This window comes from Natrinema hispanicum (assembly GCF_004217335.1).
Taxonomy (GTDB): Archaea; Halobacteriota; Halobacteria; order Halobacteriales; family Natrialbaceae; genus Natrinema; species Natrinema hispanicum.
In genome coordinates this window covers 58,671-74,137 of sequence record NZ_SHMP01000004.1, presented here as the reverse complement: position 1 = coordinate 74,137, position 15,467 = coordinate 58,671, and the positions used below count along the sequence as shown (strand labels likewise).

At 63.9% G+C, this 15,467-nt stretch carries 16 protein-coding genes and 1 pseudogene; 6 read left to right on the top strand and 11 right to left on the bottom strand.

Going from position 1 to position 15,467, the window contains the following annotated elements; genetic code table 11:
- Window positions 1–73: 73 nt before the first annotated feature.
- The 5 genes from BDK88_RS07410 to BDK88_RS07390 all read right to left on the bottom strand — a co-directional run bounded on the left by BDK88_RS07410 (window position 74) and on the right by BDK88_RS07390 (window position 5,126).
- Window positions 74–1,384 (bottom strand): J domain-containing protein, encoded by a 1,311-nt coding sequence (locus BDK88_RS07410; RefSeq protein WP_130499886.1) that lies wholly within the window; start codon window positions 1,382–1,384, stop codon window positions 74–76.
- 130 nt (window positions 1,385–1,514) lie between these two features.
- Window positions 1,515–2,780 carry a DNA polymerase IV gene (gene dinB, locus BDK88_RS07405; protein ID WP_130499885.1) on the bottom strand — a complete coding sequence of 422 codons (1,266 nt, stop codon included), beginning with the start codon at window positions 2,778–2,780 and terminating at the stop codon, window positions 1,515–1,517.
- 85 nt (window positions 2,781–2,865) lie between these two features.
- On the bottom strand, window positions 2,866–3,597 hold the full coding sequence (locus tag BDK88_RS07400; protein ID WP_130499884.1) for a GNAT family N-acetyltransferase: 732 nt from the start codon (window positions 3,595–3,597) through the stop codon (window positions 2,866–2,868).
- Between the two features lie 113 nt (window positions 3,598–3,710).
- Window positions 3,711–4,040: a transcription factor S gene (locus tag BDK88_RS07395; RefSeq protein WP_130499883.1), complete on the bottom strand. Its 330-nt coding sequence runs from the start codon at window positions 4,038–4,040 to the stop codon at window positions 3,711–3,713.
- 93 nt (window positions 4,041–4,133) lie between these two features.
- Window positions 4,134–5,126 carry a beta-ribofuranosylaminobenzene 5'-phosphate synthase family protein gene (locus tag BDK88_RS07390; RefSeq protein WP_130499882.1) on the bottom strand — a complete coding sequence of 331 codons (993 nt, stop codon included), beginning with the start codon at window positions 5,124–5,126 and terminating at the stop codon, window positions 4,134–4,136.
- 222 nt (window positions 5,127–5,348) lie between these two features.
- Between BDK88_RS07390 and ilvD the strand changes: the two genes are divergently transcribed.
- Window positions 5,349–7,076, top strand: a complete 1,728-nt coding sequence (gene ilvD, locus BDK88_RS07385) for a dihydroxy-acid dehydratase (RefSeq protein WP_130499881.1) — start codon at window positions 5,349–5,351, stop codon at window positions 7,074–7,076.
- Window positions 7,077–7,221: 145 nt separating this feature from the next.
- Complete coding sequence (locus BDK88_RS22045) at window positions 7,222–7,344, top strand: hypothetical protein (RefSeq protein ID WP_277613476.1); 123 nt, start codon at window positions 7,222–7,224, stop codon at window positions 7,342–7,344.
- Between the two features lie 166 nt (window positions 7,345–7,510).
- On the opposite strand, the gene BDK88_RS07375 is transcribed toward BDK88_RS22045, so the two are convergent.
- From BDK88_RS07375 to BDK88_RS07365, 3 genes are all read right to left on the bottom strand, one after another.
- Entirely contained in the window at window positions 7,511–7,942 is a 432-nt protein-coding gene (locus BDK88_RS07375; RefSeq protein WP_130500595.1) for an adenylyltransferase/cytidyltransferase family protein, read from the bottom strand.
- Window positions 7,943–8,006: 64 nt separating this feature from the next.
- On the bottom strand, window positions 8,007–8,501 hold the full coding sequence (locus BDK88_RS07370) for a Mov34/MPN/PAD-1 family protein (protein WP_130499880.1): 495 nt from the start codon (window positions 8,499–8,501) through the stop codon (window positions 8,007–8,009).
- An 86-nt stretch (window positions 8,502–8,587) separates the two neighbouring features.
- Window positions 8,588–8,998: an FAS1-like dehydratase domain-containing protein gene (locus BDK88_RS07365; protein ID WP_130499879.1), complete on the bottom strand. Its 411-nt coding sequence runs from the start codon at window positions 8,996–8,998 to the stop codon at window positions 8,588–8,590.
- Window positions 8,999–9,122: 124 nt separating this feature from the next.
- Here BDK88_RS07365 and BDK88_RS07360 point away from each other — a divergent pair, with 124 nt between their 5' ends.
- A complete protein-coding gene (locus tag BDK88_RS07360; RefSeq protein ID WP_130499878.1) occupies window positions 9,123–11,027 on the top strand; it encodes a DHH family phosphoesterase in 1,905 nt (634 codons plus the stop codon).
- Window positions 11,028–11,104: 77 nt separating this feature from the next.
- Here BDK88_RS07360 and BDK88_RS22040 read toward each other — a convergent pair whose 3' ends face one another.
- The 3 genes from BDK88_RS22040 to BDK88_RS07350 all read right to left on the bottom strand — a co-directional run bounded on the left by BDK88_RS22040 (window position 11,105) and on the right by BDK88_RS07350 (window position 12,054).
- The gene (locus tag BDK88_RS22040) at window positions 11,105–11,233 is read right to left on the bottom strand and encodes a hypothetical protein (RefSeq protein WP_277613470.1); all 129 of its coding nucleotides are present in this window, start codon (window positions 11,231–11,233) and stop codon (window positions 11,105–11,107) included.
- A 143-nt stretch (window positions 11,234–11,376) separates the two neighbouring features.
- Window positions 11,377–11,700, bottom strand: coding sequence for a hypothetical protein (locus BDK88_RS07355; protein WP_130499877.1), 324 nt, complete (start codon window positions 11,698–11,700; stop codon window positions 11,377–11,379).
- An 84-nt stretch (window positions 11,701–11,784) separates the two neighbouring features.
- Window positions 11,785–12,054 carry a hypothetical protein gene (locus tag BDK88_RS07350; protein ID WP_130499876.1) on the bottom strand — a complete coding sequence of 90 codons (270 nt, stop codon included), beginning with the start codon at window positions 12,052–12,054 and terminating at the stop codon, window positions 11,785–11,787.
- A 102-nt stretch (window positions 12,055–12,156) separates the two neighbouring features.
- Between BDK88_RS07350 and BDK88_RS07345 the strand changes: the two are divergent.
- From BDK88_RS07345 to BDK88_RS07335, 3 genes and pseudogenes are all read left to right on the top strand, one after another.
- Window positions 12,157–13,081 (top strand): annotated as a pseudogene (locus tag BDK88_RS07345) (A/G-specific adenine glycosylase).
- A gap of 362 nt (window positions 13,082–13,443) precedes the next feature.
- Entirely contained in the window at window positions 13,444–14,139 is a 696-nt protein-coding gene (locus BDK88_RS07340; protein ID WP_130499875.1) for a helix-turn-helix domain-containing protein, read from the top strand.
- Window positions 14,140–14,694: 555 nt separating this feature from the next.
- Window positions 14,695–15,276: a DUF7344 domain-containing protein gene (locus BDK88_RS07335; protein WP_130499874.1), complete on the top strand. Its 582-nt coding sequence runs from the start codon at window positions 14,695–14,697 to the stop codon at window positions 15,274–15,276.
- Window positions 15,277–15,467: the final 191 nt, after the last annotated feature.

Sequence of the window (15,467 nt, the reverse complement as noted above, 5' to 3'; positions counted from 1 at the left end):
ACCGCTATCGGTCAGTGTCGGCGCACCCGCGACCTGTCGTGTGGACCGCCGGGATACAGTGACAGCGCCCGTCTCAACGACCGAAGTGTTTCCGGATAGTCGCTCGCACTGGCAGCGCCAGCCCGCCGAACAGCGGGACGAGGACGAACGCGGCGAGGTCGACGGGCAGTGAGGCCGCGTCCACTGTCGCAGCGACGAACCCCGCGGCCGGGGCGAGCACGGGGACGACGTACAAATACGACGGCGTCCAGCCGGGCAGTCGCCTCGTGTGGCGGACGATCACGCCGAACAACAGCGGCATGAGAACCGCTCCTGCGAGCAGTGGCCCGCCGACCAGCGTCGTCGTCACCCCCAGCGCGAGCGCGACGACGATCGTCTCGTCGATCGTCACTGCACCCCACGGGTTCTCCCGGCGGACGATGCGCGTTACGAGCAGCGCAGCCACCGCGAGCGCGACCACACCCGCCATCGCGGCGTACCACAGCGTCGATTCCAGCGGCGACGCCACGACCTCGACACCCCGGACGAACGCCACGGTCGTCTCGAGTCCGTGGCGACTCGCCGAGAGCAACGCCAAGATCCCCGATGGATCCGCCCCGAGCGCGCGTACGTCGGCCCAAAGCGTTGCAAGTGTCGATTCGTTCGCGAGCGCGAAGTGACCGAGGCCAGCAACGTACACGAACAGCGATAGCCAGAGCAGCGGCAACGAGAGGTTCTGCCGACGCCACCAGCGAATGACGGGGTTGCCGGTCGTCGCCGATCGTGCGCCGGTCTGGGTGTCCCTCTTGCTCGAGCCGCCGGTTCCGTGAGCCGTTTCGCCTGCGGGACTCGTCGTCCGCCCGGCCGTCCCCGCGTCACTCCCTCCGGCGGTCCCGGTCCCTGTTCCGGTTGCGCTCGCGGTACGCTGTGCAGTGCCGGTCGTACTCGCGCTGGCGGTGCCGGTCGCTGTCGATCCCGTTGTCGAGCCAGTCGCACCAGCGTTCGCGGTCGACGAGCGATTCGATGCGCTCGCGCTCGAGCCAGCCGTTCCGGACCCAGCCGTCGCTTCGGCGGCCGATTTCGTCTCTGATTCCGAATCGTTCAGTTCCGTCCCGTCGGTTTCCTCGTCGTCTCCATCGTTGCTTTTCCAGACGTCGGGCGAGGGCAGGCCGCTGGTCCGTTTGGCGACGTAGTCTTTGTGACCGAGTCGGTCGTAGGCCTGTCGTTCGACCGGATCACCGAGAGTGTCGTAGGCAGTCTTGACCGCGGTGAACTGGGCCTGCGCACGGTCGTCGTCGTTCAGGTCGGGATGATAGACCCGAACCTGTTCGCGATAGGCGTCTTTGATCTCGTCCTGAGAGGCGTCAGGAGGGATCTCGAGAAGGTCGTAGAAGTCATCTGTCATGTGAGCGTAGCGACGGTGTCGTCTGTCTCCTGATTGTTGGCCATGGGTTATAATTTCAATGTTCGATTCAGTTCGGAGTCCTGTCCGTCTCAGTGACACGCGATCGGACAGGCGGCAGCGTGGTGGTCCCTCACGAAAAATCGGTCAGCGACGACTGTCCAGCCACGTGCTCGTCGCTCGATGCAGTCTCCCCGGACGGCTCACTGCTCGGCTCAGGCTCGTCCCCGCTCTGCTCCCAGCTCTCGAGGCTGGCCTGATCGGTGGCCGCGAACTCGAGGTTTGCCACCCGGACGCCGAGTTTGCGGACGGGCTCGGCCTCGAACTCGGCAAAGAGGTCGCGGGCGATCCGGTCGACGAGTTCGGGATCGTCGACCGGGCCGGGCAGCGATCGCTCGCGCGTGTTGACGTCGTACGGCGGCGTGACGGCTTTGACGCCGATCGTCCGGTAGAGTGCGCCTTCTCGCTGTGCGCGATCCGCGACGGCCGCCGCGAGCGTCTCGATCTGGTCGTACTTCGGGGTCGGCTCCGTGACCGGCTCGGCGAAGGCCGACTCCCGCGAGAAGCTCTTGGGGTCGCCTTTCGGCTCGACGCGGCGGTCGTCCTCCCCGCGGGCGCGATCGTATAGCTCCCGGCCGCGCTCGCCGAAGCGCTCGACCAGCGGCTCCGGATCGGCCGCGGCGACGTCGCCGGCCGTCTCCAGCCCCATCTCCCGAAGCTCACGGGCAGTTACAGGGCCGACGCCGTGGAGCAAGTCGACCTCGAGCGGCTCGAGAAAGTCCCGCAGTTCGCCCGGTCGGACGACCGTCAACCCGTCGGGTTTGTCGAAGTCGCTGGCGATCTTGGCCGCGCTCATCGTTGGCGCGACGCCGACGCTGACGGTGACGCCGACTTCCCGCCGGATTCGGTCCTTGATGTGACGGGCGAAGCCGTCGGCGACCTCCCAGGCCGTGCGGTCGGTCACGTCGAGGTAGGCCTCGTCGATGCTGACCTCGCGGACCACGTCGGCACAGTCGTGGAGGATCTCGCGGACGTCGGCTGCGACCGACTCGTAGTAGTCCATGTCGACGGGCCGGTAGTAGCCGGTTTCGCCGCGCTCAAGGTCGTCGTCCAGCTCGTCGGCCTCGTACGCTGCGCGTCTGGGCAGTCGCTCGAGGGCCGTCGAGATGGCCTGTGCGCTCTCGACGCCGAACTCGCGAGCCTCGTAGCTAGCGGTCGCGACCGCGCCGACGGTCTCGCCGGCCTCGTAGCCCATGCCGACGACGAGAGGCTCGCCGCGGAGGTCGGGCTCGCGCAATCGCTCACAGGACGCATAGAAACAGTCGGCGTCGACGTGACAGACGATCCGGTCCTCGTCGTCCTCGCGTTCGACGCCCGGCAACCGCGGGCCATCGGACATTCGTCTACCCGTCGATTCGTGCGAACCGACGTGAACGTTGCGCCCGACGTGGGATCGATCGACGGGCCGCTCGCGGGGATGGGGGCTACAGCTCGTAGGCCATCATCACTTCGTCGATGTACTCGCCGTCGATCGTGTAGTGGTCCTTGCGGATCGCCTCGGTGTTCCACCCGTGTGCAGTCAGGAACTCGAGCGCGCCGTCGTTGACGACCGGCACGCTGTTGTAGACCTTGCGGTAGCCGTTGGCTTCGGCCCACTCGATCCCCCGCTGTAAGAGCGTGCTCCCGATGCCGTGTCCCCGGTAGGCTTCGCGGACGCCGACGGTCTGTTGGGCGACTTCGCGAACCGGATCGACCTGATGGAGATCGAGATGAGTCCAGCCGACGACGTCGCCGTCGACGGTCGCAACGAAGAACACCCGGGACTCCACCGCGTTATGTCTGCTGACGGTATGTTCGTGCAGCAGTTGCTCGGCGATCGTCTCAGCGACGACGTAGGTCTCCTCCGAGGTGACGTCACGGATGGTCTCGATGAGGCCGTCGAAGTCTCGCTGGCGTGCGGGTCGAACGGTGACGGTGAACTCGCCTAAGTCGTGTTTCTCGATGGCCCCGAACTCGAGTGCGATCCGGAACGTGCCGCCATCCTCTTCGAGATACCCGTCAGTTTTCAACTCCTCGAGTCGGTCCTGAAACTCCTCGGACGGAAGCGAGACGACGTCACGGAGTTTGTGCCGTTCGACGGTCCCGTGTCGTTCGACGTACTCGTAAATTCGCCTGCTGTCTTCAGACGCAAACGTCGGCCGATCTATCGCGTCCATACGCACTGTATGGAGAGCCACTGCTTATTCCTTGTGTATTGATACCACATACCTAACTAGTCGTCGAGCGATCCGCTAGTGTCCCAGTCGCCGCAGCCGCTGAAAACGCGGTATTAATTGTAGCCGCGCCACTTCTTCCCGCACTCAGTACACTTGAAGAACCGCGTCGGCGGCTCGTCTGCCGAGGCGGTCTGCTTGAGGGTGTACCACGCCTCCTCGTTGCCACACTCGTCGCAGATCACGTCGGTGGCCTTCGGTTTCCCCTCGAAGTTTGCGTTCTCGTCGGATTCGATCACGTCGCCGTCGGTCTGTGACTCGGTTGTGACGAACGCGTCTTCCTGCTCGCGGTCCCGTTCGCTCGAGGCACCACACTCGTCGTTCGTACAGATCATGCGGTCGCCCTGGGCTTTCATCATCGAGCCGCAATCGTCGCAAAACTGCATATCGTGGGCCTACGAACTCGGCACGCAAAAAGACTCCACTTCGATCGAGTCGGTCGCGTCAGGCCGTCCCGAACACACCTCACAGCGGGTCGGTCACGCCTGCCTTCGATCGCCGTCCGTGCAAACCCGAGCCCCGTGTCGTGCCGGTTCCGCGAGGATAACCCGTCCCTCGAGTCCGTGGTCGGCGAGTGCGTCTCGTGCCGCGGCCTCGGCTTCTGCGGCGTGGGCGACGTCGGTGACGCCGTAGACGACCGGCCCCCACGACGACTGGCCGACGCCCGACAGCACCGGACAACTCTCGAGCGATTCGACGAGTGCGCCTGCAGGTGGTCTGAAGACGCCGCCCTGCGCGTCGGCATACCAGACACCGTTCTTGCGACCGATTTCGGCGATCGCCTCGCCGAAGGCCTCGAGTCGGCCTGCAGCAGCGGCGGGCAGTAGTTTCCGGATGACGACGCAGGCGATTTCATCGGCGACGGCAGGATCGGCGCGTTCGACGACCGCGCGCATACTCGCGTCCTCGTCGTCGCCGCTACGGCCAGAGTCTGCATCGGGGACGACGACGAGAAAGCGCCACTCCGTGGGCAGGTCGTGGCGGGCGACGACCGGGGGGACCGTCCAGTCGCCTTCGACCGGCGGCTCGGTCGTAAACCGAGCCGTCGGGTGGCCAGCATCGACGACGAACCCGCCGTCCTCGAAGGTGGCGACACCGACACCGCTGCGGCCGCCCCGGCCCATCGCCGGGGCGTGCTCGCGGACGCGCGCCTCGAGACCGTGGGCCTGCGCTGTCGCCGTCAACACGGCAAGCGCCAGCTGGGTGCCGCTGCCCAACCCGACGTGGCGCGGCAGTGACTCCTCGAGCGTGACCGCGACGCCGGGAACGGAGAGCACGTCGACGGCCCGGCGTGCGTACCGGCCGACCAACTCGTCGTCGGTCCTGATGTCGGTGGCCGGTTCGGCGGTGACGGTTACCCGCGGCTCCTCGAGCGCGACGCCGATGCCGCCGTAGAGTCGCTCGCGGGCAAGCGAGAGGTTCTGGAAGCCAACGTGGAGTCGTGCGCCCACGCTGACGGTCGCGGTCGTCATGATCGGACTCTTGCTCCCGGCTATGGAGGCCCCCGGCAAGGGGGTTTCGACGGTGGCAACGAGTGTTGTCGATCTGATACTGACTCGTCTGCCGGTCGGCGGGGGTCGGCACCACGAACGACATCCCCGGGTCTCGATCCGAACGCGTTCGGCTGAACCGCTGACCTGGGAAGGGCTGACCGAGAAGGGGTGACTTATGGCCTTTCAACGTAAGGTCTGACTATGAGCGGCGATAGCGAGTTCGACTACGGCAAAGACGAGGAGTTACGGAGCCGCGAGGTGACCGAGGGCGCAGAAAAGGCCCCACACCGCGCGATGTTCCGTGCGATGGGGTTCGACGACGAGGACTTCGGTGCGCCGATGATCGGCGTGCCGAACCCGGCAGCGGACATCACGCCGTGTAACGTCCATTTGGACGACGTCGCCGACGCCGCGCTTTCGGGGATCGACGAGGCCGGCGGCATGCCTATCGAGTTCGGGACGATCACGATCTCGGATGCGATCTCGATGGGGACGGAAGGGATGAAGGCTTCGCTGATCTCCCGCGAGATGATCGCCGACTCCGTCGAACTGGTCTCCTTTGGCGAGCGCATGGACGGGCTGGTCACCATCGGTGGCTGTGACAAGAACATGCCCGGAATGATGATGGCCTCGATCCGGACTGACCTCCCTTCGGTCTTCCTCTACGGTGGATCGATCATGCCCGGCGAACACGAGGGCCGCGAGGTCACCGTCCAGAACGTCTTCGAGGGTGTCGGAGCCGTCGCCGACGGCGAGATGTCCAACGAAGAACTCGACGAGATGGAACGCCACGCCTGCCCCGGCGCGGGGTCGTGTGGTGGTATGTTCACCGCGAACACGATGGCCTCGATTTCGGAAGCGCTCGGCTTTTCCCCGCTTGGCAGCGCCAGCCCGCCCGCCGAGGCCGAGTCGCGCTACGACGTCGCCCGCGAGGCCGGCGAACTGGCCGTCGAGGTCGTCGAAGAACAGCGCAAGCCCTCCGATTTCCTCACCAAGGAGTCCTTCGAGAACGCCATCGCGCTGCAGGTCGCCATCGGTGGCTCGACCAATGCCGTCCTCCACCTGCTGGCGATGGCCGCCGAAGCCGGCATCGATCTCGAGATCGAGGAGTTCGACGAGGTCAGCCAGCGCACCCCGAAGATCGCCAACCTCCAGCCCGGCGGCCAGCGGGTGATGAACGACCTCCACGAGGTCGGCGGCGTTCCGGTCGTCTTAAACGCCCTCTACGAGGCCGATCTGCTCCACGGCGACGCGCTGACGGTCACGGGCAACACGATCGGCGAGGAACTCGAGCGTCTCGACCCACCGTCGATCGAGGAGCTCGACGTCGACTTCCTTTATACCGTCGACGAGCCCAAAGACGAGCAGGGTGCCATCCGCATCCTGACGGGGAACCTCGCGCCCGGCGGCTCCGTCCTCAAGGTCACGGGCGACGACGACCTCCACCACGAAGGGCCCGTCCGCGTCTTCGAGGAAGAGGCCGAGGCCATGGAGTACGTCCAGGAGGGCCACGTCGAAACCGGCGACGTGATTGTCATCCGCAACGAGGGGCCACAGGGCGGCCCCGGCATGCGCGAGATGCTTGGCGTCACGAGCGCGGTCGCCGGGCAGGGCCACGCCGAGGACGTCGCGCTCATCACCGACGGACGCTTCTCCGGTGCGACACGCGGGTTCTCGATCGGCCACGTCGCCCCCGAGGCGTTCGTCGGCGGCCCGATCGGTCTCATCGAAGACGGCGACGTGATCACGATCGACATCGAAGACCGCACGCTCGAGGTCGATCTCTCCGACGAGGAACTCGAGGCCCGCCGCGAGGAGTGGGACCAGCCCGAGCCCAACTACGAGACCGGCGTCTTGGCGAAGTTCGGCCGTGACTTCGGCTCGGCGGAAAACGGCGCGGTGACCAACCCCGGCGTCAAAGACGACTAGTCGGCAGCCGCAAGCGAAGTCTGCCGTTTCGGGACCCGGCCAGTGCCGGTCCCTTCGATTTCCTGCACGGGGCTTTCCCGCCCATGTGAACGACTCTCTGGTAGATCGATGTATGTTAAAGTACTGTCTCGAATGCGACTGGCAGGTGAGCACTGCCGACGGCTACACTGAAAAAGAGGTCTCCGAGAAGGCGATCGAACACTTCGTCGAAACAGGACACACTATCGACTCGCTCCGGTTGCCGCCGCCGATCGTCATGCAAAATTGATACTGCCGGACAAAACGGTTCAGACATCGATCGCACTCGAGACGCGATCGAGTATTCACTGACTGTTGTCCGGTCGTATGACGTGGAAGAGACCTGCCAGACTCGATAGCTGGCAGTACCGTGGAGGAGGCCGCAACCGCGCCTTCTCGAGGCGACCCTCCCGATCCTAGCCCCGTCGCTCGAGAATCCGATTGATGATCAGCCGCGTCGAGAGCAACTGGTCATCGTCGCTTGGCTCGCCGGGGCTTGCTCTGCGAACCGCACAGTCGATGCCACGCGCCTCGAGTTCCGAGCGGATCGCCTCGTCGTCGTGGTGTTGGTCGTGGCCGAGTGCGATCACGTCGGGATCGAGTTCCTCGATCGGGACGAAGATGTCCTCCTCGTGGCCGAGGATAGCCTCGTCGACGGCCTCGAGCGCGTCGACGACGTCGCGTCGCTGTGTCGCAGGACAGATGGGTTTCGCCTTGTGGTCGACGTTTGCCTTACGCGCGACGATGACGTACAGTTCGTCGCCCATCGCAGCTGCTTCCTCCAGATAGTGGACGTGGCCGGGGTGGAGGATGTCGAAGGTCCCCTGTGCAATCACCGTTCGCGTCATGGCTGTCTCACTCTCGATTCCGTCGTCGGTCGGGATGGCATCGTCTCGAGCATACAAGATCTCATCATCGCAGTTCCTCGTCGATGTCCGCCTGGGTGAAATCGAAGAAGTCCTCGGTCTCGGGCAGTTCGACGTCGAGGACGTTCAACTGGGTCGGCTTCCCCTGTGAGTCGAAGGCTTTCCAGTCCGTTCGTCGGTAGGGTGCGCCGATGATGACGTGGACGCTCCCGCGGCCGAACGTGTCCAGATCCGCGTTACTCGGGCGGATCACGCCGTTGGGATGGGAATGAATACTTCCCAGCGCCTTCACGTCGTTTGGAATCTGGTTCGTCTTGACGGTCGCGCTGACGCTGTTTGTCTCGGTTCCGGGCACCACGAGGATGTCCGTAATGACCAGGCCGTCCCGGTCAAGATCCAGCCGCTCGGCCTCGGTCCCCCGGAGAAACCCCATGTACTCGTTTGGGTGTGTCTCCTCGGAGGACTCGAGGGCGAACTCGAGGGTTTCCTCGGCAATACCGAGAATCTCGCTCGAGCGAAACAGCGCGTCGAACAGCCCCATGTCTTTCACTGGGGCTTTGCGAGTGCTAAACGTTCCGATGCTGCTGGCCCTGTCCCCGATTGTTGCCGTGGGACGAACCGTGTAGCCTACGTCGCCTCAGAAAAGGCGTCCGTCGGGATGAGCCCGTCGATCTCGCCTCTCAGCACCACCTCGTCGTCTTCGTCGGTACAGACCGCCGCACTCTCTACGTCGTAGTAACCGTCGCGTTCGGCCACCGACTCGAGGCGAACCGTACAGGTGATCCGTTCGCCGGTGTAGACCGGCTCGACGAACTCGAAGGTCATGCTCCGTGCGATATAGCGGAGGTCGCCGCCGATCTTCGTCGGCAGCGTTGCGGTGAGCAGTCCCTGGACGGTCAACCGACCCAGCTCGTCGGGCTCGGTGTGGATCGGCTGTTGGTCGCCCGAGAGTTCGCCAAATTCGCGGACGTCCTCGTGGTCGAACGTCCGTGCGAACGTGTACTCGTCACCCTCCGCTGGCGGGTGTGAGATGTCCATGCGCGGATGATCCTGACGGGTGCCCTTGTAGCTACTGTTTAGCACAACTTCAAGGACGGCGTCTCGAGCCACGATAGCTTCTTGACAAGGGTTATACGCGACCGCCTCCAACCAGCAGACCAAGATGACACGTGACTCCGCCGGGGAACCCGGCGCAGACGACGGGGATTCCGTCGTCTACGATCTCGCTCCTGACTGTACCGCCGAGGACGTCGAGCAAGACCGTCCCTACCTCGCCGAAATCAACGGCATCGTCGACTACGGCGTCTTCGTCGACCTCTCCGATTCCGTCTCCGGACTCGTCCACGAGTCCGTCCTCGAGGGCACCTTCGCCGTCGGCGACGAACTCGTCGTCGAACTCGAGAGCGTCCGTGAGAACGGTGACATGGCCTTCGAGCCCGTCGATATCGACGACTACTCGATCGAAGAAGTCGGCCACGACTACTCGCTGACTGGGACCCACCGCCTCGAAGACAACCTCGGCGAACAGATCCACCTCGAAGGCGAGGTCACGCAGGTCAAACAGACCGGCGGCCCGACGATCTTCCACGTCGCCGACGAAAACGGCGTCGTCCCCTGTGCCGCCTTCGAGGAGGCCGGCGTTCGTGCCTACCCCGCCATCGAGATCGGCGACGTCGTTCGCATCACCGGCACGCCCGAACACCGCGAAGACTCGGTCCAGGTCGAAGTCGAGGGACTCTCGAAACTCGAGGGCGAGGACGCCGAGGAAGCGCGCGAGCGACTCGAAGAAGCGCTCGAAGCCCGCGCCGAACCCCACGAGGTCGCGCCGCTGATCGACTGGCCGGCCTTCGAGAAGCTGCGGCCGAGCCTCGAAGAAGTCGCCCGACTGCTCCGCCGGACGGTGCTGGAGGGACGTCCCATCCGCGTGCGCCACCACGCCGACGGCGACGGGATGTGTGCCGCCGTTCCCGTCCAGATCGCCCTCGAGCGCTTTATCGCCGACGTCCACGAGGACGAGGACGCGCCACGGCACCTCATCAAGCGCCTGCCCGCGAAAGCGCCGTTCTACGAGATGGAAGACGCGACGCGCGATCTGAACTTCGCGCTCGAGGATCGCGAGAAACACGGCCAGCAACTGCCACTCCTGCTCATGCTCGACAACGGTTCGACGGCCGAGGACGTCCCGGCCTACGAGACGCTGGCCCACTACGACATCCCGATCGCGGTCGTCGACCACCACCATCCCGACCCCGAGGCGGTCGAGGACCTACTCGACGCCCACGTCAACCCGTATCTCCACGACGAGGACTACCGGATCACGACGGGTATGCTCTGTGTCGAGCTCGCACGGATGATCTACCCTGACCTCTCCGACGAGCTGCGCCACATTCCCGCCGTCGCCGGCATCTCGGACCGCTCGAAGGCCGACGCGATGGACGACTACCTCGAGCTCGCCGCCGAGGAAGGCTACGACGAGGACCGCCTGCAGGACGTCAGCGAGGCACTCGATTACGCCGCCTTCTGGCTGCGCTACAACTCCGGCGACCAGCTGATCGAAGACCTGCTTCAGATCGCCAACGGCGACGAAGCGCGCCACCGCGAACTCGTCGAGTTCTTCGCCGAGCGCGGCCGCGAGGAAGTCGACGAACAGCTCGAGGCCGCGATGCCCCATCTCGAGCACGAGACGCTCGACAACGGTGCCCACCTCTACCGGATCGACGTCGAAAACTACGCCCACCGGTTTACCTACCCCGCACCGGGGAAGACGACCGGCGAGATCCACGACCGCAAGATCGAGGAGACCGGCGATCCGGTGATCACGGTCGGCTACGGCCCGGACTTTGCCGTGCTCCGCAGTGACGGCGTCCGACTCGACATCCCCAATATGGTCTCTGAACTCGAGGCCGAAATCGCAGGCGGCGGCGTCTCCGGTGGCGGCCACCTCGTCGTCGGCTCGATCAAGTTCGTCTCCGGCAAGCGCGAGGAAGTCATCGACGCCTTAGTCGAGAAGATGGCCGAGGCCGACATCGACGAAGCGCTCTCGAGTGCGGCCCCGATCGACGACTAAGGACGTTCGGAGGGAGTGATAGAAGTCTGTTTTCGGCGTCGTACCTGTCCTGTTCGCTCGCGTTATCCAGCGATCGGTTAGTCGGCACCGTGGCGCGGCGTGTAGCCACAGTCGTCACAGGCCAGCGAGTCGTATCGGGCCGTAAGTACGCCCGAACAGTCGGGACAGCGGTAGTCGGCGTCGGGTGAGCGTTGACTGATTGCCATATGCGACGCGAAGAATCGAGGACTGATAAGTGCACCTCTTATGTTGGTCAAAGTATATATTGTGCCTAGAACACATAGGGATGGGTTGACGTGGTGCCGTAGTCACGCCGGTCGCGTCCCGGTCGTAAGTGGCCGCGATAGCGTTAGAACTGGTAGCGGCGTTCGTCGTCCATCGACGGATACTGATCCGCGCCGGTCATCTCCTCGAAGGTCATTCCCGAGAGGTATTCGTCATAGGTCACGTCGTAGGCCGTCCGCAGCTGGAAATCGAGTTTGCCGGTGTCGACGGTCGACTGAAAGAGCATGTGGATCGCCCGGCGGACGAGTTCGTCCGTTTCCTCGGGCTCGAGGGCCGTCTCGAGCAAGGCGAGTTCGTTGCGTGTCTCGCGGTCGAGCGAGACGGCCAGTTCGTCGCCGATGCTCGAGTAGGAGTCCGTCACGTCGTCGGTCAAATCGTCGAGACTCATACGAGAGGGGACTGGTGCGGGCCGGATAGACCTTTCGTGGTCGAGTCAGGCGGCGACAGTAGCGGTGTCTGTCGTCGCTCCGGTTTACCGGGCAGTACCGCAGTACTCGCAGGTGTCGGCGTCAGCATCGATCCGTGCCCCACAGTCGTCGCAGTTGATCCGATTGCTGCGGTCGACGTCGTCGTAGCCGGGCGACTCCCGGAGCGAGACGACGATTCCAAGGATGATGACAGCGCCGCCAAGGAGCACCCAGCCGAGGGGGCCGATCGCCAGAAAGAACATGACGAGAAACGGGACGACGATAATCCCAACGCCGATAGCGATCAGCGTCGGCCCGAGCGATCGCGAGGACATGGTCGTGATGTCTGCTGTTCGAGAGAAAAATTACGGGGATTCGTCGTGTGCAGGCCAGCGGATTGCGACACCCACTTACAGCCGACGGCCCAACCCCCGTCGATGACAGCAGGGGCCCAGGAGTGGGCGTTGCCCGACGATCTCGAGAGGGGTTCGCGAGGCGCTGATCACGTGGTACGAGGACGACCACCGCGACTTTCCGTGGCGGCAGACTGACGATCCGTACGCCATCCTCGTCAGCGAAGTGATGAGCCAGCAGACCCAGCTCGGCCGTGTCGTCGACGCCTGGGAGGCGTTTCTCGAGCGCTGGCCGACGCCCGCTGCGCTGGCCGACGCCGACCGCGCGGATGTCGTGGGCTTTTGGACGGCTCACAGTCTGGGGTACAACAATCGGGCGAAGTACCTCCACGAGGCTGCCCAGCAGGTCGAGTCGGAATACGATGGGTCGTTCCCCGACACCCCCGACGAACTGCAGGAGCTGATGGGTGTCGGCCCCTACACCGCGAACGCGGTGGCGAGTTTCGCGTTCAACAACGGTGAGGCAGTCGTCGACACGAACGTCAAACGTGTGCTCTATCGGGCCTTCGACGTGCCGGACGACGACGGAGCCTTCGCGGACGCCGCGACCGACCTCATGCCCACAGGTCGCTCACGGGTCTGGAACAACGCCGTCATGGAACTCGGTGGCGTCGCCTGTGAGCAAACCCCACGCTGTGACGAGGCCGGCTGTCCCTGGCGCGAGTGGTGTGGTGCCTACGCCAGCGGCGATTTCACCGCCCCCGACGTCCCCACCCAACCGAGCTTCGAGGGGAGTCGCCGACAGTTCCGGGGCCGTGTGATCGCCACGCTCCGGGAGTACGACGAACTCGAGCTCGACACGCTCGGGCATCGGATTCGTGTCGACTACACCCCTGACGGCGAGTACGGCCGCGAGTGGCTCGAGGGACTGCTCGCGGACCTCGAGTCGGACGGGCTCGTCGAACTCGACCGCGATGGGACCAGCCCCGTTGCGCGGCTCCACCGGTAAGCCATTACAGCGAGCGAGAAGAAACGCCGCATAGCCTGCATTCCCTGTCAGCCAATTTCCGTTGGCTATGCTAACCAAGGAGTCGGGACTACTTGTAAGTGTCCGGTAATTACAGGAAATGAGAATGGTTGATAAAACACCGACCACCCCACCAGTCTCGAAAATGATTGATTGCGCATGATTTAGTAGTCGAATACACACCGTTACTGAGTGACAACAGCCAGCTACCGCAGAGGACACCTCAGAAACGATGACTGAATGCAGTGAGAAGTCACGCAAACATGACAGTCGGTGGAATTGGGTGGCGGGAAAGGCTACCGGAAACCAAATCCGTCTATACGTCACCGTGGTGGGCTTCGGTGATGACCACAGTCGTCGAACTCGAGATTCCGGCTGCACGGCTTGCCTTCGCCCGGACGTTCGATCGAGTGTCGACGTTCGAGTTTCAGGTCGGTGGAATGATCGGTGGGTCGGCACCGCTCGTCTGGACGAACGGGCCGGATCACGGGACGGTCAAGCAGGCGCTCGAGGCGGATCCCTCGATCGAGGTCGTCGCGAGCGTCGCTGACGACGAGCGATCCACAACGAATACAGAAAGCGTAACCAGTCAGAACGATCGCTGGCTGTTCCGACTCGAGTTTGGAGACGGCGTGAAACTGTTCGAACAGATCGTCACCGAGAACGACGGTGCGATCTTGACAGCGCGCGGTGCTGACGGGCGGTGGGTGGTGAAGTTACTCTTTCACGACCGGGAATCGGTGTCGGCGTGCCACGAGTTGCTCGAGCAATACGAGTTTCGGGTCACCGTCACCCGGATCAGCGGCGTTGACGACCTCGCACGGGCACAGACACCCTTGACCGAAACACAGTACGAGACCGTCTGCAAGGCCCACGAACTCGGCTACTTCGACGTTCCGCGAGGGGTGACGCTCAAGGAGTTAGCCGCGGAGCTGGGCATTTCACATCAGGCGCTGTCGGAACGGCTCCGGCGAAGTCACGCCGCCCTCGTCAGTGCCGAGCTATCCGAGCGAACCGCGCCGATAGAAATCGACCGGTAACACCGTCACTCACTCGCACGCGGTGCTGACGGGCGGTGGGTGGTAAAGTGTCACTGTGTGCGTGGTCGGACAGTCTACAGTTTGCCGTGAGCGTGTCTTGGTGTCGCTGAAGCCCTTGCCCAAAGGCAAGCACCCCACATAATAGCTCCATTTGCCATACATTCGATTTGTCTCTCAACCGAGACGCCATAATAATACCAAAAGATAAGCTTATTACTGGACAAACCGATATTTTGATTGTCGGCGCGATGCCGACCGCTCATACGGTCTGCTGTCCCGATGTGCCGGTTGGCCCGCAGGACGGGTCGCGGATGCATCGGAACTGACTGACAGCAGACCGTATCAGCCACCGAGAAGTGCGGTGCGTATCGGTGGATCACCCATGCTCAATCACGGTTCGCGATCGTTCGTGGCTGTCTGATCGCGTCGCTGTGGGACTCATCGCAGGTCGTCCCACGGCCCGTTTCCTGCGTTCTCACGGTGATACCGGGGTCACGGTTGGACGAGTGCGTAGTTTTATTTGTTGAACAAGAATACGTCCGTCTGGGAATCCACGTGATCGGACGTAGTCGGACGGATGCCGTCGGTGAATCGCCGCGAGCATCCGAGTCGATTGAGAATTCGGCTGACCTTTCGCTCGACGAGATTTACCATCTGCTTCAAACACAACGCCGGCGGGACGTGCTTCGATACCTTCGTACCGCGGACGACCGGGTTCGGTTGCGGGACCTCGCCGAACAGGTCGCCGCCTGGGAACAAGAAACGACCGTCGACAACCTGACCTCCGACGAACGCCAGCGTGTCTACATCTCGCTGTATCAGTCACACCTCCCGAAACTCGACAACCACGGCATCGTCGACTACGACAAAGACCGCGGCTGGGTCGAACCGACGCCGCATGCCAAGCAATTGCGCCCGTATCTCGAGCCGCCGTCTCAACCCGCCTCGCCTCCCCGGTGGCCGCGGCGATACGCGGGAACGATCGTCTGCTGTGGACTGGGTCTGGCGGCAGTCACCGCAGACATCGTTCCGATCACCGGACTCGTCGCGGCGTGGATCATCCTCGTCGCGTTCGCAATCGTTACGAGCGCACACGCGTGGTCGACTGATGCGTTCGATCTCGAGCTGCCCAACTAGACGAGCGACGAGCAGCTCGGAGTGCTGTCATGCAATCGGGGATGAGGTGTCATACAGTCTGCTGTCCCGATGTCCCGGCGCACCCGCATGACGGGGGTGGGTGCGTCGGAACTGACTGCCAGGAGTCGGTATCAGTCGGTAATGATAATCGTGTCCCGTCGCTGTCCGAACACGGCGACCGAACGACGACC

Bases quoted from the DNA above. Each gene is read 5' to 3' on its own strand.
- BDK88_RS07370 (WP_130499880.1), bottom strand. From the start codon at position 8,501: ATGGGGCTGTTCGACGCGCTGTTTCGCTCGAGCGAGATTCTCGGTATT.
- BDK88_RS07360 (WP_130499878.1), top strand. From the start codon at position 9,123: ATGACACGTGACTCCGCCGGGGAACCCGGCGCAGACGACGGGGATTCC.
- dinB (WP_130499885.1), bottom strand. From the start codon at position 2,780: ATGTCCGATGGCCCGCGGTTGCCGGGCGTCGAACGCGAGGACGACGAG.
- BDK88_RS07395 (WP_130499883.1), bottom strand. From the start codon at position 4,040: ATGCAGTTTTGCGACGATTGCGGCTCGATGATGAAAGCCCAGGGCGAC.
- BDK88_RS07365 (WP_130499879.1), bottom strand. From the start codon at position 8,998: ATGGACATCTCACACCCGCCAGCGGAGGGTGACGAGTACACGTTCGCA.
- BDK88_RS07410 (WP_130499886.1), bottom strand. From the start codon at position 1,384: ATGACAGATGACTTCTACGACCTTCTCGAGATCCCTCCTGACGCCTCT.
- BDK88_RS07375 (WP_130500595.1), bottom strand. From the start codon at position 7,942: ATGACGCGAACGGTGATTGCACAGGGGACCTTCGACATCCTCCACCCC.
- BDK88_RS07350 (WP_130499876.1), bottom strand. From the start codon at position 12,054: ATGTCCTCGCGATCGCTCGGGCCGACGCTGATCGCTATCGGCGTTGGG.
- BDK88_RS22040 (WP_277613470.1), bottom strand. From the start codon at position 11,233: ATGGCAATCAGTCAACGCTCACCCGACGCCGACTACCGCTGTCCCGAC.
- ilvD (WP_130499881.1), top strand. From the start codon at position 5,349: ATGAGCGGCGATAGCGAGTTCGACTACGGCAAAGACGAGGAGTTACGG.
- BDK88_RS07400 (WP_130499884.1), bottom strand. From the start codon at position 3,597: ATGGACGCGATAGATCGGCCGACGTTTGCGTCTGAAGACAGCAGGCGA.
- BDK88_RS07340 (WP_130499875.1), top strand. From the start codon at position 13,444: ATGACCACAGTCGTCGAACTCGAGATTCCGGCTGCACGGCTTGCCTTC.
- BDK88_RS07390 (WP_130499882.1), bottom strand. From the start codon at position 5,126: ATGACGACCGCGACCGTCAGCGTGGGCGCACGACTCCACGTTGGCTTC.
- BDK88_RS07355 (WP_130499877.1), bottom strand. From the start codon at position 11,700: ATGAGTCTCGACGATTTGACCGACGACGTGACGGACTCCTACTCGAGC.